Origin of the sequence: Mesonia aquimarina (assembly GCF_003667275.1) — a bacterium.
Taxonomy (GTDB): Bacteria; Bacteroidota; Bacteroidia; order Flavobacteriales; family Flavobacteriaceae; genus Mesonia; species Mesonia aquimarina.
Genome location: NZ_RCNV01000001.1, coordinates 74689 through 92964, shown reverse-complemented (window position 1 = coordinate 92964; position 18276 = coordinate 74689). Strand labels below are relative to the sequence as shown.

Annotated in this window: 28 protein-coding genes and 2 tRNA genes; 27 read left to right on the top strand and 3 right to left on the bottom strand. The window is 33.4% G+C overall.

Annotated elements, in window-relative coordinates:
* Nucleotides 1-2: 2 nt before the first annotated feature.
* On the bottom strand, nt 3-1541 hold the full coding sequence (locus D9R05_RS00550; RefSeq protein WP_121665273.1) for an HAL/PAL/TAL family ammonia-lyase: 1539 nt from the start codon (nt 1539-1541) through the stop codon (nt 3-5).
* A 70-nt stretch (nt 1542-1611) separates the two neighbouring features.
* On the opposite strand from D9R05_RS00550, the gene D9R05_RS00545 reads away from it, so the two are divergent.
* The 4 genes from D9R05_RS00545 (at nt 1612) to D9R05_RS00530 (ending at nt 4515) form a co-directional block, all read left to right on the top strand.
* Nucleotides 1612-2856, top strand: coding sequence for an NAD(P)/FAD-dependent oxidoreductase (locus tag D9R05_RS00545; RefSeq protein ID WP_121665272.1), 1245 nt, complete (start codon nt 1612-1614; stop codon nt 2854-2856).
* 117 nt (nt 2857-2973) lie between these two features.
* Nucleotides 2974-3058, top strand: a tRNA-Ser gene (locus D9R05_RS00540).
* A gap of 66 nt (nt 3059-3124) precedes the next feature.
* Nucleotides 3125-3199, top strand: a tRNA-Pro gene (locus D9R05_RS00535).
* Nucleotides 3200-3324: 125 nt separating this feature from the next.
* Nucleotides 3325-4515 carry a tyrosine-type recombinase/integrase gene (locus D9R05_RS00530; protein ID WP_121665271.1) on the top strand — a complete coding sequence of 397 codons (1191 nt, stop codon included), beginning with the start codon at nt 3325-3327 and terminating at the stop codon, nt 4513-4515.
* Here the strand turns inward: D9R05_RS00530 and D9R05_RS00525 are convergent.
* Nucleotides 4502-5257: a hypothetical protein gene (locus D9R05_RS00525; protein WP_121665270.1), complete on the bottom strand. Its 756-nt coding sequence runs from the start codon at nt 5255-5257 to the stop codon at nt 4502-4504. The genes D9R05_RS00530 and D9R05_RS00525 overlap by 14 nt on opposite strands.
* 196 nt (nt 5258-5453) lie before the next feature.
* A complete protein-coding gene (locus D9R05_RS00520; RefSeq protein ID WP_121665269.1) occupies nt 5454-5918 on the bottom strand; it encodes a hypothetical protein in 465 nt (154 codons plus the stop codon).
* A 152-nt stretch (nt 5919-6070) separates the two neighbouring features.
* Here D9R05_RS00520 and D9R05_RS00515 point away from each other — a divergent pair, with 152 nt between their 5' ends.
* The 23 genes from D9R05_RS00515 to D9R05_RS00415 all read left to right on the top strand — a co-directional run bounded on the left by D9R05_RS00515 (nt 6071) and on the right by D9R05_RS00415 (nt 18196).
* On the top strand, nt 6071-6328 hold the full coding sequence (locus D9R05_RS00515; RefSeq protein ID WP_121665268.1) for a hypothetical protein: 258 nt from the start codon (nt 6071-6073) through the stop codon (nt 6326-6328).
* 2 nt (nt 6329-6330) lie between these two features.
* Nucleotides 6331-6492, top strand: a complete 162-nt coding sequence (locus D9R05_RS15435) for a hypothetical protein (RefSeq protein ID WP_162984863.1) — start codon at nt 6331-6333, stop codon at nt 6490-6492.
* Nucleotides 6493-6828 carry a hypothetical protein gene (locus D9R05_RS00510; RefSeq protein ID WP_121665267.1) on the top strand — a complete coding sequence of 112 codons (336 nt, stop codon included), beginning with the start codon at nt 6493-6495 and terminating at the stop codon, nt 6826-6828.
* Nucleotides 6816-6998, top strand: coding sequence for a hypothetical protein (locus D9R05_RS00505; protein WP_121665266.1), 183 nt, complete (start codon nt 6816-6818; stop codon nt 6996-6998). The genes D9R05_RS00510 and D9R05_RS00505 overlap by 13 nt, the downstream gene beginning before the upstream one ends.
* The gene (locus tag D9R05_RS15430; protein ID WP_162984862.1) at nt 6995-7135 is read left to right on the top strand and encodes a hypothetical protein; all 141 of its coding nucleotides are present in this window, start codon (nt 6995-6997) and stop codon (nt 7133-7135) included. The genes D9R05_RS00505 and D9R05_RS15430 overlap by 4 nt, the downstream gene beginning before the upstream one ends.
* Nucleotides 7136-7217: 82 nt before the next feature.
* Complete coding sequence (locus tag D9R05_RS00500) at nt 7218-7514, top strand: hypothetical protein (protein ID WP_121665265.1); 297 nt, start codon at nt 7218-7220, stop codon at nt 7512-7514.
* Nucleotides 7515-7539: 25 nt separating this feature from the next.
* Nucleotides 7540-7968 (top strand): hypothetical protein, encoded by a 429-nt coding sequence (locus D9R05_RS00495; protein ID WP_121665264.1) that lies wholly within the window; start codon nt 7540-7542, stop codon nt 7966-7968.
* Between the two features lie 10 nt (nt 7969-7978).
* Nucleotides 7979-8719 carry a hypothetical protein gene (locus D9R05_RS00490; RefSeq protein ID WP_162984861.1) on the top strand — a complete coding sequence of 247 codons (741 nt, stop codon included), beginning with the start codon at nt 7979-7981 and terminating at the stop codon, nt 8717-8719.
* Nucleotides 8719-9525 (top strand): hypothetical protein, encoded by an 807-nt coding sequence (locus D9R05_RS15540; protein ID WP_205589257.1) that lies wholly within the window; start codon nt 8719-8721, stop codon nt 9523-9525. The genes D9R05_RS00490 and D9R05_RS15540 overlap by 1 nt, the downstream gene beginning before the upstream one ends.
* Entirely contained in the window at nt 9525-10934 is a 1410-nt protein-coding gene (locus D9R05_RS00480) for a replicative DNA helicase (protein ID WP_121665262.1), read from the top strand. The genes D9R05_RS15540 and D9R05_RS00480 overlap by 1 nt, the downstream gene beginning before the upstream one ends.
* Before the next feature lie 11 nt (nt 10935-10945).
* Nucleotides 10946-11284, top strand: a complete 339-nt coding sequence (locus tag D9R05_RS00475; protein ID WP_121665261.1) for an HNH endonuclease — start codon at nt 10946-10948, stop codon at nt 11282-11284.
* Between the two features lie 82 nt (nt 11285-11366).
* The gene (locus D9R05_RS00470; protein WP_121665260.1) at nt 11367-11801 is read left to right on the top strand and encodes a P27 family phage terminase small subunit; all 435 of its coding nucleotides are present in this window, start codon (nt 11367-11369) and stop codon (nt 11799-11801) included.
* A gap of 3 nt (nt 11802-11804) precedes the next feature.
* On the top strand, nt 11805-13568 hold the full coding sequence (locus D9R05_RS00465; protein ID WP_121665259.1) for a terminase large subunit: 1764 nt from the start codon (nt 11805-11807) through the stop codon (nt 13566-13568).
* A 1-nt stretch (nt 13569) separates the two neighbouring features.
* Nucleotides 13570-13896: a hypothetical protein gene (locus D9R05_RS00460; protein ID WP_121665258.1), complete on the top strand. Its 327-nt coding sequence runs from the start codon at nt 13570-13572 to the stop codon at nt 13894-13896.
* Nucleotides 13893-14141 carry a hypothetical protein gene (locus D9R05_RS00455; RefSeq protein WP_121665257.1) on the top strand — a complete coding sequence of 83 codons (249 nt, stop codon included), beginning with the start codon at nt 13893-13895 and terminating at the stop codon, nt 14139-14141. Before D9R05_RS00460 ends, D9R05_RS00455 begins: the two co-directional genes overlap by 4 nt.
* A complete protein-coding gene (locus D9R05_RS00450) occupies nt 14138-14332 on the top strand; it encodes a hypothetical protein (protein ID WP_121665256.1) in 195 nt (64 codons plus the stop codon). Before D9R05_RS00455 ends, D9R05_RS00450 begins: the two co-directional genes overlap by 4 nt.
* Nucleotides 14329-14664 carry a hypothetical protein gene (locus D9R05_RS00445; RefSeq protein WP_162984860.1) on the top strand — a complete coding sequence of 112 codons (336 nt, stop codon included), beginning with the start codon at nt 14329-14331 and terminating at the stop codon, nt 14662-14664. Before D9R05_RS00450 ends, D9R05_RS00445 begins: the two co-directional genes overlap by 4 nt.
* Before the next feature lies 1 nt (nt 14665).
* Nucleotides 14666-15460 carry an HNH endonuclease signature motif containing protein gene (locus D9R05_RS00440; RefSeq protein ID WP_121665254.1) on the top strand — a complete coding sequence of 265 codons (795 nt, stop codon included), beginning with the start codon at nt 14666-14668 and terminating at the stop codon, nt 15458-15460.
* The gene (locus D9R05_RS00435; protein ID WP_121665253.1) at nt 15460-15861 is read left to right on the top strand and encodes a hypothetical protein; all 402 of its coding nucleotides are present in this window, start codon (nt 15460-15462) and stop codon (nt 15859-15861) included. Before D9R05_RS00440 ends, D9R05_RS00435 begins: the two co-directional genes overlap by 1 nt.
* 163 nt (nt 15862-16024) lie before the next feature.
* Nucleotides 16025-16471, top strand: a complete 447-nt coding sequence (locus D9R05_RS00430; protein WP_121665252.1) for a YopX family protein — start codon at nt 16025-16027, stop codon at nt 16469-16471.
* Between the two features lie 61 nt (nt 16472-16532).
* A complete protein-coding gene (locus D9R05_RS00425; RefSeq protein WP_162984858.1) occupies nt 16533-16862 on the top strand; it encodes a hypothetical protein in 330 nt (109 codons plus the stop codon).
* 100 nt (nt 16863-16962) lie between these two features.
* The gene (locus D9R05_RS00420; RefSeq protein ID WP_121665250.1) at nt 16963-17205 is read left to right on the top strand and encodes a hypothetical protein; all 243 of its coding nucleotides are present in this window, start codon (nt 16963-16965) and stop codon (nt 17203-17205) included.
* Nucleotides 17206-17395: 190 nt separating this feature from the next.
* On the top strand, nt 17396-18196 hold the full coding sequence (locus D9R05_RS00415) for a tyrosine-type recombinase/integrase (RefSeq protein ID WP_121665249.1): 801 nt from the start codon (nt 17396-17398) through the stop codon (nt 18194-18196).
* Nucleotides 18197-18276 lie beyond the last annotated feature (80 nt).

Sequence of the window (18276 nt, the reverse complement as noted above, 5' to 3'; positions counted from 1 at the left end):
ATTTATTTTTTTTCAGAATAGATTTCATTTTGAAGTAAATAAGACTTCATTTGCTGAACAAAAGGATACATGGCTTGATCTTCTGAAAACTTCGGAATAAATTCTTGTATTTTTTGAAGCTCTTGTTGAGAAGTAGACGATAATTCAGCTACAATATCTAATTGATATACCGCCTGAACTAAGGTGATTAATTCTATGGCAACGACTTCAAAAGAATTTTCAATAACATTTTTGGTCATATTCGCCGCGTTGGTTCCCATACTTACAATATCCTGATTATCATTATTGTTAGGAATACTGTGAATGTACATCGAATTAGAAAGCGCCTGGTTTTCTGCTGTGGTAGAAACCGCGGTAAATTGTGTGCCTTGCATCCCGAAATTAAGTCCTAATTTTCCTGAATTCACAAATGGCGTTAAAAAATTATTGAGGTTCGAATTCAATAAATAATTGAGCTGACGCTCGACTAACATTGATAATTTAGTGATGACTAATTTTAATTTATCCATTTCTAGCGCTACATAATCTCCATGGAAATTTCCGCCGTGATAAACGTTTTTGGAAGCTACATCAATTATCGGATTATCGTTAGCAGAATTTACTTCTTCTACTAAAATTTTTTTCACTTGCTTGAGCGTATCTTGCACCGGTCCTAGAATTTGCGGCACACAACGCAAGCTATAATATTCTTGAACCTTTTCTTTAAAAACTTTTTCTTCGGTCGGTTTAAAAAGGTGCTGATCACGTTTTTTTATTCGTTTGCTGTCGGCTAAATGATCACGCATTTTTTTAGCGATGTTTTTCTGCCCTTCATGCAATTTTGCTTCATTTAACTGAGCTGAAAAATGATCATCATAAGCTTTTACCACCTCATTAATTAATGAACTGCAAAACACCGACCAATTCAACAGCCGTTCAGCGTAAATGGTATTTACAATTCCAATTCCTGTCATCACCGACGTACCGTTCATTAATGCCAAACCTTCTCTGCCTTTTATTTGAATTGGTTTAATTTTTTCAGCTTCAAAAGCACTTGTTGTAGAAACACGTTCTCCCTTGTAAAAAACTTCACCTTCACCAATCAACACCAAGGCCAAATGCGCTAACTGCACTAAATCGCCGCTCGCTCCTACTCCGCCATGTTCAAAAATGAGAGGCGTAATATTTTTATTGATTAGTTGGGTCATGACTTCAATTACACTTTTATGCACACCAGATTTCCCTAAACTCAACGTGTTTAAACGTGCCAGCATTAAAGCTTTTACATAAATAGGTACTAAAATTTTTCCGGTTCCGGAAGCGTGACTTCGTATTAAGTTATACTGAAGCGAATGCTGATCCTTTTCATCTATTTTATACTGCGCCATGGGACCAAAGCCGGTATTTACCCCGTAAATAACTTTGTCTTTAGAGAAATCTTGAAGAAATTGATAACTTTTCTCTACTCGTTTTAATATTTCTGAAGATAATTCAATTTGACTTTCTTCAAATAAAACGGCATAAAAATCATCTAATTCTATGGCTTGTGTTCCTTTTAGCATAATTCTGAAAAATTCTAACAATAGCAGCTTGCGCAAATGTAGTATATTTACCCCATAAAGAAAATCTAGTATGATAAAAGAGCATGTAGATGTGCTTATTATTGGTGCGGGACCTTCCGGAACAGTTGCGGCTTCCTATCTAAAGAAGCATGGTTTTTCCGTAAAAATTATTGAAAAAGAAAACTTCCCAAGGTACACTGTGGGCGAAAGTTTAATTCCCCGTTGTATGGATAATTTTGAGGAAGCCGGTCTATTAACTTGTCTTAAAAAGCAAAATTATCAAGTAAAAATAGGCGCTCGATTTATTAGAAATGGAGTGGAAGGAAATTTTGACTTTTCAGAAAAATTTGGTGAAGGATGGGATTGGACGTGGCAAGTTCCGCGAGATCATTTTGATAATGTCTTAGCTGAAGAATGTCAAAAAAATGGGGTTTCTATTGAATTTGCAACAAAGGTTGAAAATATTGAGTTTTCAGCTTCTGAAAAAGTGGTTGTCACTACATTAAAGAATAACATTAAGGAAAAGTATCAAGGAAGATTTATTATTGATGCGAGCGGTCCCGGAAGAGTGTTGGCAAAGCAGCTAAACTTAGAAGCAGCACCTAAAACCGCGATACATTCTTCGATATTCACCCAAGTAAAAGATAGTAATCGTCCAACAGGAAAAGAAGGAGAACTCATCACGTTTGACATTATTGAAAATGAAGTCTGGTTTTGGTACATCCCGTTTTCTAATGGAAATACCAGTATCGGTTTTGTGGGAAAAAAAGAATGGTTTCAAAAATTTTCCCCTAATACCTCTGAAGCATTCACGCAAATGCTTCCTGATACTAAAAAATATTATCCTCAATTTAAAGACCTCGATTTTAATTTCGAACCGATTAAAGTAAATAATATCGCTAAAAATGTGACTAAATTTTACGGAGATGATTTTGTGTTAACCGGAAACAGCGCCGAATTCTTAGATCCTGTTTTTTCTTCCGGAGTTTCTTTTGCAACAGAATCTGGTCTGTTAGCTGCAAAATTATGCGCCAAACAATTGAATGGTGAAAAGGTTGATTGGCAAAAAGGCTATGTAGATTATATGCAAGAAGGCGTTGAAGTTTTTTCGACCTACGTAAAAGAATGGTACACCGGAAACTTGCAAGAAATTATTCTACACCAAAAACCCACCCCCGAAATTAAGCAACAAATTTGTGCTGTTTTAGCCGGATACGTTTGGAATAAGAACAATCCTTTTGTAAGAAATCATAAAAAAATGATTCCCTTATTGGCCAAACTAATTAAATCGGAAAAATCTACTTTTGCTAACTAACTGCTAATTAGAAACCTAAAATTTTATCGAAAAAAAGCATAAAATTCCTTTGGTTAGAAGCTAAGTATGTATTAAGTTTGCAACCGCAAAATGATTTGCACACGTTCATAATTTAACGGAGAGGTGGCAGAGTGGTAATGCAGCAGCCTGCTAAGCTGTCATCCTTCGGGATGCCCGGGTTCGAATCCCGGTCTCTCCGCCAGAAAAAAAGAGTTTGCAAAAGTAAAAATTAATTTTATATTTGCACTCGCAAACAGATAACCATTATCGGGGTGTAGCGTAGCCCGGTTATCGCGCCTGCTTTGGGAGCAGGAGGTCGCAGGTTCGAATCCTGCCACCCCGACTACTTGAAACCTCGTCTATTGGCGGGGTTTCTTAGTTTTTAACACTTCTGTAAAATTCTTTATTCCTTCCTAAATTGGTTAAAAAGGGTAATTTTTACGTAATTTGTTTACGAAAAGTTTACGAATGAAAGCTACAGTAAAATTATATAAAACCGACGGCCAAGGCGAATATGGTTTTCCGGTGAAACTGATTATTTCGCATAATAGAAAAACGAGAAGAAAAACAATTGGGTATTCTTTTGAAGAAGATTGGGATTTAACTTCTAACCTTCCGTTGCCTTCGCACGATGATTTTGAAGATCTATACACTACTATTTTAGACATTCGTAAAAAAGCGGTGCTTTCTGATTTTAGGAAACTTGATGATTTTCCGGCGGCATTTGATTTTTTTTCAGATAAAAAACCTACTGTTAGTTTAAATTTTTATTCCTGGATGGATAAAAGAATTAAACTAATGGAAAGCCAAAACCGAAATGGGAACGCTTCTATCTATCGAGATGCAAAAAAGGCTTTTGAAACATTTTCGCCGCAACTGAATTTTAAAGATATTACCCCGCAATTTATAGAGCGCTTTAAAAATTACCAGAAAGAACTTGGTAATAAAAATACAAGCATTCGGGTTTACATTGCAACCATACGCGCAAATTACAATGCCGCGGTAAAAGCTGGTGTTATTGAAGATAAAAAACCATTTATTGGGGCGTTAGATGGTGTAAAAATAAAAAAGCGGCGGGCAAAAAACCGCTATCTTTCAGAAGAAACTTTGCGCGAATTTGAAAATTTGAGTTTAGAACATCCTAGTTACCAGCGGGCAATTGATTTTTGTTTGCTTCAGTTTTATTTTTGTGGCGCCGATCTAATTGATATTTATTACTTAAAAAAGAATGATCTTAGTAATAACCGGGTTTTTCTAACGCGTAGAAAGTTGGGCGACCGGCAGTATGAATTTGATATTCTGCTGACTGAAAAAGCCCAGCATATTATTGATAAATATAAATGTGATAACCCGAAAAAAGAATATTTATTCTCGTGGCCAAAAGCGTGGACTTCTTACAAAACATTTAGAGATAATCATAACCGGAACCTAAAGATTTTACAAAAACGCCTGGCAATAGAATTGCTGCCTAAAAATGATAATTTAACCAGTAAAGTAATGCGCCACACCTTTGCGACTATGGGTAAATTTGCCCGTATAGAAGAAGATCTATTGCGCGAACTTATGGGCCACGAACGTAATGATATAGATACGGTTTACAAAGACAAATACCCCGAAGCTGAACGCGATGCCGCGCAATTGAAAATTATTGGTCAATAACTTCTATTACATTTCCATTTAAATCAACTTTTGCGGTGATTGAATTTTTTATGGTGGCGTTAAAAGCGTTTTTTCCTCTAAAAGAAGTGATAACAATTAAATGATCGCCCTTATCAAAATAGACAGTTTTAATATGTTCGTAACTATCTGGGTCATTCATATTTTTTTGAATAAGGTTTTCTAAATTTCTATGCGCTCCATTCCAAGAACTAAATTGCTTTTGAATGATTTCATCACGTTCTGCAATTGCTTTTTCTTCAGCTTTTGTAATTTTATTAAGGCTATCATTAATTTTTTTATTACGATTTTCTTCTAATAAGCTATCTCTTTTATGGGAGTTTTCTTTTAAAAGTGATAAAAAGTTTTTATTCAAATCTTCTTTTTGAAAATATTTAATTTCAAGTGAATCACGCTTTAATTTATTATAAACAGAATCATTCATTTCTGTTAAAACTTCTAAAGCATATTCTGTGGAATTTGATTTTTTTTTGCGTTTTTTATGTGCTTGTTCTTCTCCTAAATCTGCAATAGTATATCCTAACGCTGCAAATGCTGAAATAGAAAGCACAATAGCTACTACATACTTTAAAAAACTTTTTATTTTGATTTGAGAAGAGATAATTGGTAGTATAAATAAACCCGCTAAAAGAAAAAGTGAACCGGCAATGGGTGCAAAAAACACCCAAACAAATCCTATGAGTAAAAATATTGTACTAAAAATATATTGTAAAGTTTTTTTCATAATTACTTATATCTTATTTATTTATGATTTTAGTTAACTAATTTAAAATTATTCTTAAAAATAAATAACTTTTATTGCGGTTTTATTTATAAATCGGTCAATTATGAAAAACAACAAAAACTTAAAACGTGCAATTAATTATTCTACCTTTAAAAAAAATTATTCGAGAAAAGAACGCTTGCGTATTATTGAAGAACTACGAGTTTCTTCGCAAACTTTTCTCGACAACGGACTCAAGGCTGTTGAGTGAATCTATATTATTTTTAATATGATCTTCTATAGTTTCTGTATGGACCAAAATTTCTTCTGTATTTAGTAATGTTGCTTCTAGAGCCTTTGAGAAAACTCTATTATTTTTAGTTACTAATTCTGTTAATCGTTCAATAGAATTGTAAACATCTTCTACAGATTTGCCCTTTGCTTTATATATTTCGGGCTTTTCCTCTACCCCAACTTTGGTCCCTACTATTTTATTTTCTATATAAAACAGCATTTCATTTACTGTTTTTCTGCTAGGGTTTCCTGTTTTACCGCTTAATAGTCTATCTGCTGCAAAAGTGCTTATTTCGGTATTATTACCGAATTCATAAGCTGTAATATCGTGTTTTTCAGCTAATTCTATGATTAGCTTCATTTTTTCTTCTTTACTTAATGCATTCATAATTAGTTAGTTATAGTTTTTATAATACATTTTAACATACATATATCTATATATATGTATATTTATGTATATATTTGCCTTGTCAACTAATTATTACAAACGAGATTACAAACCCCGTGCCACAAATTAGCTGATACAAATTTTACAAAGTTATGAAAAAAACAATTTGCATTTCTTCTGAAGATGAAGCCGTAGATAAAATGGCAACATCATTAAAAATTTTAAGCGAGTTTAAAAATCGGGGTTTCACCTCTCGTGCTTCATTTGTAAATGTTGTGGCAGAGATGAATGAGAAGTATAAAGATTACAGAAAAGCGCGCCAACTTGAATTTTTTTGGATTATGCGCGTACACAACGATAATCTTAATAATGATTTGACAGATATTCTAGAACAACTAAAAGCTGAATAAAAATGTACAAAGCTGTAATAGCATCTTACCCCTATTTTTTTGGAAGCCTTGGCGCTTTTTTACTCTACTCCGGTTATACTGGCGGTGGTTGGTTTTTAATAGCATTTTCTATTCTGTGGGCTTGTATTGGCTTAGGTTTAGATAAAAATAAAGACAGCGAGTAAATGGAAGGCGTGGTAAACATAGAACGTTTAATGCAGCATTTACAAGCTAACGATTTGGTAATTGCGCCCCGTGCTTTGGTAGAAAATGAACTAAAGCATAGAGAATTTACAAATTTACGTTCGCGCCTGTTGGCAAAAAAAGCCTTAACGATGAAAGAGATTTCAGAAGCGCAACTATGGGGTAGCATAAGTGTTAAGGCTGTAAAGAGTTATGCAAAAACCCACGCAAAAAAACATACCCTATTCCCTACTTCTAAGGGAAAACTTACACAATATAAATTACTAACCGCCGAGGCTATTCGCTTGGCAAAAAAACGCGGACAATGGCAAAATTAAACTCAAAAGTAGGAAAGCAATACCCTAAACCTTTTTACAAAAGGCCTTTACAAATTGGCTTTAAAAAACAATGCAATTTTAAGAAAACCGGCAATTTATGCAATCCTGTTGGCGGTGCTTTTGGTTGTGTAGAACAATGTGCAAACTGCAATAAAAATACAACGGTATGATGGTTTTATTATTCGGTATATTAATAGGCGTAATACTAACCCTAGTTGCTTTATGGCTTTGGGTTTTAGAAAACGATGTAGAAGAACAACCTAGTCGAAAAAGTACCGGCGAAGTTTATAACGGAACTAAACAATAGTCTTTTTTCGTGAGTAGTTACCGCAAAGCCTTTACGGTAAAACGTGCGGTTGAAAAAATAAGGCTTTTTAAAATTTTTATGTATGGAAGATTTAAAAACAATTACGGCAATTGTAACCTACGCCAACGGTGTAGATGTTTATGATGTTAAAGGAATTAAAGATACTTCGGTTAAAATTATGGCCTGTTACCTGGCTCAAAAATTAACCAAAATTAGTGAACGCTGTATTGCTAAGTTTTTTCAGATAAATAAAGATTTTATGCTTCAAAAAATAGAGGATTTTTCTATTGAATTGCTCTTAAATTTTGAAGCAAAACAAGAAGTAACCGATCTGGAACGCTTGTTTAAAATGCTACAAAATGCTAAAGTGAAAAATTAATGTTAAACCAAATAAATTGATAGTTATGGATAAAAAGATCCTGCAATCTGAAAGCCCAGCAGAACGGTTGCAAATTTTAAAAAACAATGCAGAAACAAGTGAGCAGTTCACTTACCCAAAAGCATTAGATGCAAATGAGTTATCGAAATTAAAAGATGACTTAACCAGTGAATCTATTAAGCTGGCAAAGCTTGATGAAGAACGTAAAGAGTTTTTAACCGGTTTAAAATCTAAAGTAAAACCTTTAAAAGCAAGTGTATCTGCCAACCTTCAAAAAATACGTAGTCGTGTTGAAGAAGTTGAAGAAGAAGTTTTTTTAATGGCAGATCAAGAAGAAGGAATGATGGGTTACTACAATGCTAAAGGCGAATTAGTTTATCAGCGAGTTCTATTAGCTGAAGAACGCCAGTTTAGAATTGTAGATGAATCGAGTAAAAATACAGGAACCAATTAAATTTTTAATAATGAAAGATCAAAAGATTAATGTTTCCGTAGAAAACGGAGTAAAAGAATTAATAATTCGGCACGGTGAAGCTGAAAAATTACCAGCAATAAGAAAACCTGCGGTAATTGAAGGTACAATTTCAGTACCTAGAATACATTTAGAAAATCCTTCTAATTGGTTAACTGATAAAGTTGAAAACGGTGATAACGTTTTAGCTTTTTCTAGAATTGAGATAAATAGAGAAAAAAAGAGTATTGAATTTATTGAAGATGAAGGTAGAGAGTGGGAAAGCCATTTTTTAGGTGTTTTAGAGTTTACAGAAATATTTGAAAAGTTTGGTATTAATTCAGATAAATCTTACACCTCCTTAGAATTGGGAGAGTTTATTAAAATGAACCGTTCGCATTTTGAAACTAGAGATAAGGCAATGAAGCTGGTTAACGAGTTGCGAAAGTTTAAAGCTAAAGTAGATAAAGATATTGAAAACGCAGACGACGGTCGCGGAAACCGTAAAATACTTTTAGCACAAGCGGTAGATTCTAACATACCTGAAAGCTTTAAAATTACGATTCCAATTTTTAAAGGTCAGCCTAAACAGACCTTAGATGTAGAAATTTCTATTGATGCCGGAGATCTATCTTGTAGGCTTATTTCGCCAGAAGCAAATGATTATGTAGAGCAAATGCGTGATAAGCTTATTGATGCAGAAATTGAGCAAATAAGAGAATTACACCCAACGCTTAGAATTTTTGAAGTTTAATGCGCTACAACGTAATCATAAATCAAGAAAAATGTAAAAAGCACGGCTTAACAGCTGCTGAAGGTGCTATGATGGATTTGTTTAACCAGCTTTCTAGTTGGGCAAATGATGAAGTTATTTCAGGTAAAACCTATTACTTTATATCTCGTACAAAAGTAATAGAAGAACTGCCTTTTTTCTTCAGCAAAACAGATACCGTTTACCGTGCTTTTAAATCACTTTCTGAAAAAAGATTAATTGAATTTAAGAAGCAAAATCGTAAAGATTTTATAAGACTTTCTGCCCTTGGAAAAGGCTGGAATAAACTCGGAAAAATTTCCGACTTCACCCCAAACTCGGAAAAAAATCCGACTAAACTCGGAAAAATTTCCGAAAATGAAAATAGTACTTCAGCTACTGTCAATCCTCAAAAACCGACTTCAAACTCGGAAAAAAATCCGACATATAATATATATAATAATACTAATGATAACTCTCTCAAAGAGATTTTGAAAAAAATTGAAGAAGAAAATGCTGTAGTATTTGAAAATATTTTAACCGGAAAAACTTGGCACGAACGTTTACAAATTTCATTAAAAGCTGAAGGTTTAAAAATCAATTTTGAAAAAGAAGTTATTCCGGTGCTTTTGCATTGGTTAAAAAACAAGTGGACTTCTAACGCTTTAGATAAACCACTTACGCAATTACGAAGCGAAGCTTCAAGTTACACGCTCAAAGTTTTGCAAAACGGTGGCTTAAAAACCGGAAAGCAAAAACAGGAAGATAATATAATTAAGCTTCAACCTCAATTTAAAAAATTAGGATAATGCAAAAAGGAAAAATAATACCACAAGCTGTAGACTTAGAAGAAGTTATTTTAGGTGCAATGCTTATTGATGAAAAAGGCTTAGATGCAGCGTTTGCGGTAATTTCTAACCCCGAAGTATTTTATAAAAACGAACATCAATCAATTTTCAAGGCAATAAAACTGCTTTATGAATCTAATAGCAAAGTAGATTTATTAACCGTTAGTCAAAAATTAAAAGATATAAAACTACTTGAAAGCGTTGGCGGCGATTATTATATGATTCAGCTAACTCAAAAAGTTTCTTCTTCTGCGCATTTAGAATATCATTGCCGTATAATTCTGCAAAAGTTTATGGCTCGTGAAGTTATAAGCCTTTGTAATTACGGTATTAATCTGGCTTATGATTCTAAACTTGATGTTTTTGATTTGATAGATAGCGTAAGCGCAAAATTAGACAAAGTTTCAGATATAACAGCAAAAGGCCATACTTCTAAAACTTGGTACGATGCTATTTCTGAAGTACCAAAACGTGTAGAATTTCTAACGAATAATGACGGTAAAATTACAGGCGTTCCAACCGGCATAAATACAACCGATAAACATTTTTCTGGATGGCAGCCAACAGATTTAATTGTTATTGGTGGTGACAGCGGAATGGGTAAAACAGCTTACGTAATGAACACAATGTTAGCTGCTTCTAAACAGGACATTTCTTGTGGAATGTTCTCTATGGAAATGAGTGTAATACAGTTGGCTATTCGTGGTATTGCTAATGAAAGCAATTATCATATGAATCAGTTAATGCGCAATGGTTTTGAGAAACCGGAATACTTTCACGGCTTATTGAAAACCGTAGAAGAAATGAAGAATTTACCAATTCATATTGACGATCAACCGGCGTTAACTGTTATCGAAATGAAGCGGAAAGCACGAATGATGAAAAGAAAATATAATATAGAAATTCTAGTAATAGATTTTATACAAATGTTTTCTGGCGATAAAGATACTCGAATAAACATTGCTGAAGCGGCGCGTGAAGCTAAGAATATTGCAAAAGAATTAGAAATTCCTGTTATCGCTCTATCGCAATTAAGTCGAGAAGTTAAGCGAGATACTTACAAGATTCCGCAAAAGCATCACCTTAGGGAATCTTCAGCAATAGAAGATGCGGCAGATGTTATTGGCTTAATCTATAGACCAAGTGTTTACGGTTTCAGTCCTGAATCTCACCCGACCCTTTATGAAGATTTAGGATTAGATGCAAATGCAAACGCTTGTTTAATCGTGGTTAAGAATAGAAATGGCTCGCTTGGTAACGTGCCTATGAAGTATATTGAAAACAAAACCAAGTACGTAAACCCTTACGATGAAAGCGAACAATGGAATGATAGTGATATTCCACAAGGTGAACCTGGAGTTGCATTTTAAAAAATAAACTTATGCCTTACAAACCAAAGAAAATAAAAAGAAGTTGGGTTAATGAGCGTAAACCTTATGGCAGACGTTTAGCAGAGAATGAGAAGTTTTACAACTCGTGGTCTTGGCGCAAGGTTCGTAAAGCATTCTTACAAAAGAATCCTACGTGTATAAAATGCGAAGCTGAAAACAAAGTAACAACCGCAAAGTATGTAGATCACATTCAGCGAATAGAAGATGGCGGCGCTAAGTTAAGTGAAGAAAACTTGCAAAGTTTATGCAAATTTCATCACGATAGTAAATCAGGAAAAGAAGCACACGGTTATAAAGAAAAAAAGGGCATACCCGGTAAAAACACCTAGAAACAAAACCTTCCTACATCGCCATTTAATCAAAATTTTACTCGGTGTAGTTTTTTAAGGGGGGGGTATAAAATAGTTAGATATGGAAATAGCACACAAAGGGACTGGAACTGAATTGGTTAAAGAGATACCGAAGCCAGGAACTTATTTAGATAGCAAAGCTAAATCTCATTTTAAAAGAATTGCTAAGATTTTAATTTCAGCAAATTCTTTAAAGCGCGTTCACGTACCGGCGTTGGAAGTTATGGCCGAAAACTTTTCGCAATGGGAATGGGCGGTTCGTGAAATTAGAAAAAAGAACAAAGAAGAAATGGGTACCGGTTACAAGCAGCTTTATAAATCTGGTGCTGAAAATATTTCTGTAGAACTGACTATAAAGCGTGATGCAGAAAAAGCAATTATGCAATGCTTCAAGCAATTTGGTTTAGATCCTAAATCTGAAAAAGAACTGAAACAAGAAATTGACCCAGGGCAAGGTGATTTATTTGAAGGATTTAAAAACAGAAAAAACGGTTAAAAATTGAAACTCACCAAAGAAATAAAAAATAGCATTCCGTTTCAGTACGCTTATAATGTGCGTGATGGTAAAATAATTACCGGCAAACGCATAAAGCAAGCGGTAAACCGTTTTTTCTCGTGGATAGAAACCGCAGAAGAAGATGGTTATTACTTAGATCATAATGCGGGGCTGCATATTATAGATTTCTTTGAGTTATTTCTAACACATACCAAAGGCGAAAAAGCAATAAATCGGGAGGCTTTTATTCTATCGCCTTACCAACAATTTACGTTATACAACATAATGGCCTGGAAAGGAAAAAATAATAAACGTAGAATTAGAACTGTTTATGAAAAAGTGGCTCGTAAAAATGGAAAAACAGCAGTTATGGCTGGGCTTCAATTATACTTTTTATGTTTTGATGATGAAGCTTCACCAGAAGTTTATTCTGCGGCTACAAAAGAACAACAAGCAAAAATTGTTTGGGAGCAAGCGTATGACTTTGTTTTAAAATCACTTCCGCTAAGAAAAATAGGTGTAAAGCTAACGCAAAGAGAAATACGCTTCCCTAGAGAAATGGGTAAAATAAGATTTCTTGGTGGTGATAGTAAAACACAAGATGGTCTGAATATTTCGCTTGGTTGTTTAGATGAATATCACGCTTTTAAAGACGATAGCGTACGTGAAGTAATAGAATCTGCAATGGGAGCGCGTAAAAATCCGCTGCTTTATATCATTACTACCGCCGGGTTTAATATGCAATCCGTTTGCAAAGCCGCCGAAGATGTTTACATAGATATTTTAGAAGGCCACAAAAAAGACGATCATATATTTATTATGATTCACGACCTGGACGAGGGCGACGATTGGGAAAATACTGAAAATTGGGAGAAAGCCAATCCTAATTTAAACGTTTCAGTTTATAAAGATCAATTAGAATCTGAATATACCAAAGCAGTAAACCAGCCTAGTAAAATACCTAACTTTAAAACCAAACACTTAAATATGTGGGTAGATGCGGCAGAAGTTCGCATACCTTCAGAAACTTGGGCTAAGTCCAGCAGTAAAATTCAGCTGAAAAATTTTATAGAATTAGGTTGCGCCGCTGCTTTCGATTTAAGTAGCACAACAGATTTAACTTCAATAGTATTTGTAAGTAATGCAGATGAAAACGGTTATCGCGATTTGCTTCCGTTTAATTTTTGCCCTAAAGATACAATTGATAAACGTAGTAAGGAAGATCGCGTGCCTTACCGTTTTTGGAAAGATCTAAAACTTGCCGACTATATAGATTTTACCGATACACCTTTTGAATATGAAGATTTTTGGAAAAAGCAACCCGTATTAACCGCAACCGAAGGCAACCAAATAGATTACGCCGTTGTACGCCAATATTTATCTTATTTATGGGATGTTTTACAGCCAAAATGGTATGAATATGACCCGTGGAAAGCAACAGAATTGGTGCAAAATTTACAGAAAAATGCAATAGAAGTGCATCCTTTTCCGCAGACTATTACGCATTTTTCATTTCCTACAACAGAATTTGAAACCCTGGCATTCAGTAATAAATTTCGGCACGGCGGCCACCCAATTTTAGCGTGGACTTTAAGCGGTTGCGTAGCTTATGAGGACCCAAACGAAAATATTCGCTATGTAAAAAACAAAAGTACCAAACGTATTGACCCGATTATAGCAACAATTATGGCACTTGCCGGAACCATAACCGAAGATAACGGCAACCAAAGTAAATACAATAACGATAACGAAGAAATATTTATTTAAGATGAAAAAGCAATTCAATATTCAATTAGAAGATAAATCGGTTATAAAAAAAGTTAATCAATTAGCAGCGGATAATAATTGTACACCTGAAGAAATGATTGAAAGAATGGTAAAAGCTTCAACAATTATTATGAAAACTTCAGAACAAATTAAAAGATTAGATGAAATTTTTCCTGCGCCAAGTTTTGTACCTGGCGGTATTGTACCGGGTGAATATTCAATAGAGACAAATTGTGCTGAAGATTTTATGCCTATCAAAAAGTGGGAAACTTTTACTAAAGAAGAACTCAAGATAAAATTACCTAACAGAAATCCTAACCAGCTATGAAACAACCCGAATGGAAAACCGAACTCAACGAGCTTCAGAATGAAAATCGCCTTTTGAAGCAATTAGGAACCCGGCAAGGCTTTTTTCAATATTATTTTGAGCAATTGCCAAAGCATAAAACTAATGTAGAATGCTTTAACTACGTAAACGATAAACATTTAGAACTATTTGGCGAACATCGTTACGAAAGCCACTATAGTTTTAAAAGAAGCCTAACCTACTTTCATAAATCTAATAAGAAATGAAAAACACCCTGTATCTATTAAGTTTAATTATCGCCGCTTTTTTATTGCCAATGCTAACAAGCTGGTTATACGAGTGGCAATTTATTGCTTCCTGGTGGCCGCGTTGGGTTTTAATAATCTTTTTAATGCTAACTGAATTAATAATCATCGGCTATATGTTTATAGAAGCCGCAAAAAAATTGAAAAAGTGATGGAGTTAACCGGTAAATGTAAAAAAGCTTTTGAAAAGTGGTTGCTAATATGGCTAAAAGAAAATATAGCTTGGGACTGCGAAAACCCAACGAAAGAAGATGTAAATCATTTTTACAAATTTCCATTTTCTATGCAATTTGGTGTTTTAGTAGATTATTTTATAAGTGTTGATCTGCTTATAAATATTTATGGATTAGACGTGTTTAGATATAAGTTATGGGATGGTGAAAAATTAATGGTTTACGGAAAAGACAAAAGGTTTAACAAAATACAAGAAGCCAGAACCGAAGCAATAAAAAAAGCCAACGAAATATTTAATTCAAATTTTTAAAATGCCTAAACTCGGAATACATACAGAAAAGCAAAAGCAATTTATTCGGGAAAACCGATTAGAGGGATCTCGTTTTATTTCAGAAAAATTAGGCGTTTCAAGAACTACGGTTCAAAAATACTTGCGAGAAAATAATTTATCACTAACCAAAAAAGAAGTAAACGCTTTACGTTCTAGAAAACGTATTGGCAAAACAAGCTTTACCCCGCAAATGGATAAATTCATTCAAGAAAACTACCTAACAATGCCAATTAAAGCAATGGCAAAAAAAATTGGTAAAAGTTACTGCGGTATTAATCTTAGAATGAAAAAACTAAACCTAGTTATACCGGCAGAAATTATTGAAAAAAACAAGCGTAAAAATCAATTTAAAAAAGGACAAGCCCCAAAAAATAAAGGTAAAAAACTAGAAGAATACTTAACGCCCGAGCAAATTAAAATAATTGAAAAAAATCAATTTAAAAAAGGAAACATTCCGCATAACAATAAACCAGTAGGCACTATTACAGAACATATTGATACCTGCGGAAAAGCCTATTTAATAAAAAAAGTAGCCAAGCCAGATAAGTGGGAATTTATACATCGGTTGGTTTACAAAAAGCATTTCGGAAAAATTAAAAAAGGCTATCTAATCGCTTTTAAAGATGGCAACACAAAAAACATTGCTCCCGAAAATTTAGAAATGATAAGCAAAGCAGAAAACGCCCGTAGAAATATTGAAGGATTTAGAGAATTACCCGAAGAATTACAAACAACAATAAAACTGAAAAACAAACTCTTAAAAAATTTAAAGTAATGGAAAATTTAAGCGATTTAAACAACGGACTTTTTAAACTAGTCCAAGAAGTTATAGAAGATAAGGTAGAGCCGCAAAAGGTAAAATCTGTAGTAGATATTTCTAACACAATTATCAGTAATCACAAACTGCAATTAGACGCCTTAAAATTTAGCGCAAAACTAGGCAAAGAAAAACAACCTGATGAAAGTTTTGGTGTAGAAACTGCTAAAGATCAATTAAAAATTGAAGAAACCACCCAAAAGCAAATAGCAGATATGGATGGCCACGAAAAATCTTTGCTCTTTGCAAAATCTTTAGGATGCAAAAATGCATCTGAAGCCATCAGCCAAATAGGATCTACTATGGAATTTAAAAAGCAACGTGATGCCTGGTTAGAAAATCAACAAAAAGCTAGTTAGCAAAATGTTTTAATTTTTGGTAACGGAAAGTATAACCGTCCGTTGCAAAATAAAGAAATTATGAATATTAATAAGCCAAAACACAGACAATTGCGAGGATTTTCCGAAAGGAAAATCAGATGCAATGGCGGTTATACGGTGTTGTGCATAGTACTTTTTAATTATGAATTTTAGAAGTTATAGCAAATCAAGAAAAAAAATGTTACCAAACAATAGTTTAAAGGCAATTCTAATTAATTCCGCTCGATTAACAAATGAAGAATTTGACGACTTAATTGTTATGCGTGGAACTGGATTGAACGATATTAATCAAGTTGAAATTTTTGAAGGCGACTTATTAAGGTGTACCGACAAGGATAGTTTGTTCTACTCGAATGAAGCAACTCATTATTATTACGAAATAAAATGGGATAAATATAGATGGAACTCTTTTCCAATTACTAATCAAAATGAAGATGATTTTAGATCTGAATTAAATGCTTTTGGAAGTCAAATTATGTGGCCAGATTCAAATGTTTTAAATAATCATTGGCATTATGAGATTGTTGGAAATATTTATGAAACCCCAGAAATGTTAAACAAGTCCGTTTATGATGCTACGTGCTTTTAGTTGTATTATGCACAACACGTGTTATATGCTGTGCGGATTATTAACTATAAATTTAATTAAAATGAGTAGAGAAACAAGTACAAAACAACTTACAGAAATCTTAGTACAAGCTATAAGGGAAGAACCTTACTTTAGTAAAGAAGTCTTGATACCTAAAGTTAGAGCAATAATATCAGGATTTAGACTAAGATTAGCAACCATTAATTACAATGCAATAAAAAACCCAAGCGAAACAGCTAAGCTTATTCGCTCTAACGAACTGCATAATCTTGAAAAAGATTTCTGGAAGCAGGAACTAAAAAAGGTTGTAGGTAGTGAAAAAATGAATGAATACTATTCTAAATTAGACGAACAAAGGTTGGTTTGGAACGGAACAGAGCATTGCATATAACGGATATGAATATGGCAAGTGCGCCTTTAAGCACAAAATTAAATACAATTACTAACCGTCGAGCGTTTTATTTTTTAGCGCAAAGGCAAAAATATAAATTATGGATGATAAAAATTTAATAGAAATGTTTAATGTTGTTTTTGGAACGTGGCACAGCGACGGTTTTAAGGTAGCAGAAATGAAAGATTTTCTATATGATGTTGAATATAGACCTATTGAGAAATTAAACGAAAACTGGTACTATGGTCTTTTAAAATATTGCGAACATAATAATATAGATAAATCTAAATTTGAAGTAAATCCTAATCTATTAGCGTTGGCAAAAAATAAAACGCAGCCATAATTTCGATTAAAATATAAAACCCAAGCATTTGTTATATTCTTAGTTATGTGCCGTAAAAACGTCTATGCGGCTGGTAGAGCGTTGATAAACGTCATATTGCTTTCTTTTTTTAGCTTCGGCAGTTTTTATTGCACTATAACTACTATATATAAAAACCAACTGTTAAACCACTAAAATCAACTAATATATTATGAATATTCGAAAATGGAGTTTAAAGTTTTCGAATGATTTAAGATTGAAATACAATTCTGAAAGCACAATTAAATGTTACGAAATTAATGTGCTTAAGTTTCTAAATCATTTTGAAAACGAAACCGAACCAAAAGCAATACCTAATGAGAAAATTAAAGAATATCTACTTAGTTTTAAAACACTAAACACCCGAAAACAAAATCTTTGTGCGGTAAAGTTATTCTATAAATTAACAATTGGGATGAAAAATAAAGTTTCTAAAATACCTTACCCTAAAAAGGAAAACAAACTTCCGCGGGTAATCGAGAAAAATTATTTAATTAAAACCATTTCAGAAATAGATAATTTAAAACACAAAGCCATTTTAAGTGTAGCTTATAGTGTTGGGCTTCGGGTGAGTGAAGTTATTAATCTTAAAATAAAAGATATAGATTCCAAGCGAAATTTAATAGCAATTAGAAATGCTAAAGGAGGTAATGATCGTTACGTTCCGTTAAGTGAAAAATTATTATTCCTTCTAAGAAAATATTTTCAGCAATATAAACCTGTAGAATATTTATTTAACGGTCAAAATAAATTAAAATACACCACTTCCAGTTGCAATCAATTAGTAAAAAAATATTTAGGAGCAAGCTATCATTTTCACTTGTTACGCCATAGCTGTTTTACTACAATGCTAGAAACCGGAACCGATATTAGAATCATTCAAAAAATAGCGGGCCACAAAAGCAGTAAAACCACAGAAATATATACACATATTTCTAATAGTTTTTTATCACAAACCAATACGCCAATTTAATTAAAAGCAAAAATATTTAAAAAGAAACAAATTGTTCCTTTAATAACTTCTTAGCCCCTATACATTTACCAATGTAATCT

What these genes read in the sequence shown, in the direction of transcription:
- D9R05_RS00550 (WP_121665273.1), bottom strand. Translation starts at nt 1,541, where the DNA reads ATGCTAAAAGGAACACAAGCCATAGAATTAGATGATTTTTATGCCGTT.
- D9R05_RS00545 (WP_121665272.1), top strand. Translation starts at nt 1,612, where the DNA reads ATGATAAAAGAGCATGTAGATGTGCTTATTATTGGTGCGGGACCTTCC.
- D9R05_RS00530 (WP_121665271.1), top strand. Translation starts at nt 3,325, where the DNA reads ATGAAAGCTACAGTAAAATTATATAAAACCGACGGCCAAGGCGAATAT.
- D9R05_RS00525 (WP_121665270.1), bottom strand. Translation starts at nt 5,257, where the DNA reads ATGAAAAAAACTTTACAATATATTTTTAGTACAATATTTTTACTCATA.
- D9R05_RS00520 (WP_121665269.1), bottom strand. Translation starts at nt 5,918, where the DNA reads ATGAATGCATTAAGTAAAGAAGAAAAAATGAAGCTAATCATAGAATTA.
- D9R05_RS00515 (WP_121665268.1), top strand. Translation starts at nt 6,071, where the DNA reads ATGAAAAAAACAATTTGCATTTCTTCTGAAGATGAAGCCGTAGATAAA.
- D9R05_RS15435 (WP_162984863.1), top strand. Translation starts at nt 6,331, where the DNA reads ATGTACAAAGCTGTAATAGCATCTTACCCCTATTTTTTTGGAAGCCTT.
- D9R05_RS00510 (WP_121665267.1), top strand. Translation starts at nt 6,493, where the DNA reads ATGGAAGGCGTGGTAAACATAGAACGTTTAATGCAGCATTTACAAGCT.
- D9R05_RS00505 (WP_121665266.1), top strand. Translation starts at nt 6,816, where the DNA reads ATGGCAAAATTAAACTCAAAAGTAGGAAAGCAATACCCTAAACCTTTT.
- D9R05_RS15430 (WP_162984862.1), top strand. Translation starts at nt 6,995, where the DNA reads ATGATGGTTTTATTATTCGGTATATTAATAGGCGTAATACTAACCCTA.
- D9R05_RS00500 (WP_121665265.1), top strand. Translation starts at nt 7,218, where the DNA reads ATGGAAGATTTAAAAACAATTACGGCAATTGTAACCTACGCCAACGGT.
- D9R05_RS00495 (WP_121665264.1), top strand. Translation starts at nt 7,540, where the DNA reads ATGGATAAAAAGATCCTGCAATCTGAAAGCCCAGCAGAACGGTTGCAA.
- D9R05_RS00490 (WP_162984861.1), top strand. Translation starts at nt 7,979, where the DNA reads ATGAAAGATCAAAAGATTAATGTTTCCGTAGAAAACGGAGTAAAAGAA.
- D9R05_RS15540 (WP_205589257.1), top strand. Translation starts at nt 8,719, where the DNA reads ATGCGCTACAACGTAATCATAAATCAAGAAAAATGTAAAAAGCACGGC.
- D9R05_RS00480 (WP_121665262.1), top strand. Translation starts at nt 9,525, where the DNA reads ATGCAAAAAGGAAAAATAATACCACAAGCTGTAGACTTAGAAGAAGTT.
- D9R05_RS00475 (WP_121665261.1), top strand. Translation starts at nt 10,946, where the DNA reads ATGCCTTACAAACCAAAGAAAATAAAAAGAAGTTGGGTTAATGAGCGT.
- D9R05_RS00470 (WP_121665260.1), top strand. Translation starts at nt 11,367, where the DNA reads ATGGAAATAGCACACAAAGGGACTGGAACTGAATTGGTTAAAGAGATA.
- D9R05_RS00460 (WP_121665258.1), top strand. Translation starts at nt 13,570, where the DNA reads ATGAAAAAGCAATTCAATATTCAATTAGAAGATAAATCGGTTATAAAA.
- D9R05_RS00455 (WP_121665257.1), top strand. Translation starts at nt 13,893, where the DNA reads ATGAAACAACCCGAATGGAAAACCGAACTCAACGAGCTTCAGAATGAA.
- D9R05_RS00450 (WP_121665256.1), top strand. Translation starts at nt 14,138, where the DNA reads ATGAAAAACACCCTGTATCTATTAAGTTTAATTATCGCCGCTTTTTTA.
- D9R05_RS00440 (WP_121665254.1), top strand. Translation starts at nt 14,666, where the DNA reads ATGCCTAAACTCGGAATACATACAGAAAAGCAAAAGCAATTTATTCGG.
- D9R05_RS00435 (WP_121665253.1), top strand. Translation starts at nt 15,460, where the DNA reads ATGGAAAATTTAAGCGATTTAAACAACGGACTTTTTAAACTAGTCCAA.
- D9R05_RS00430 (WP_121665252.1), top strand. Translation starts at nt 16,025, where the DNA reads ATGAATTTTAGAAGTTATAGCAAATCAAGAAAAAAAATGTTACCAAAC.
- D9R05_RS00425 (WP_162984858.1), top strand. Translation starts at nt 16,533, where the DNA reads ATGAGTAGAGAAACAAGTACAAAACAACTTACAGAAATCTTAGTACAA.
- D9R05_RS00420 (WP_121665250.1), top strand. Translation starts at nt 16,963, where the DNA reads ATGGATGATAAAAATTTAATAGAAATGTTTAATGTTGTTTTTGGAACG.
- D9R05_RS00415 (WP_121665249.1), top strand. Translation starts at nt 17,396, where the DNA reads ATGAATATTCGAAAATGGAGTTTAAAGTTTTCGAATGATTTAAGATTG.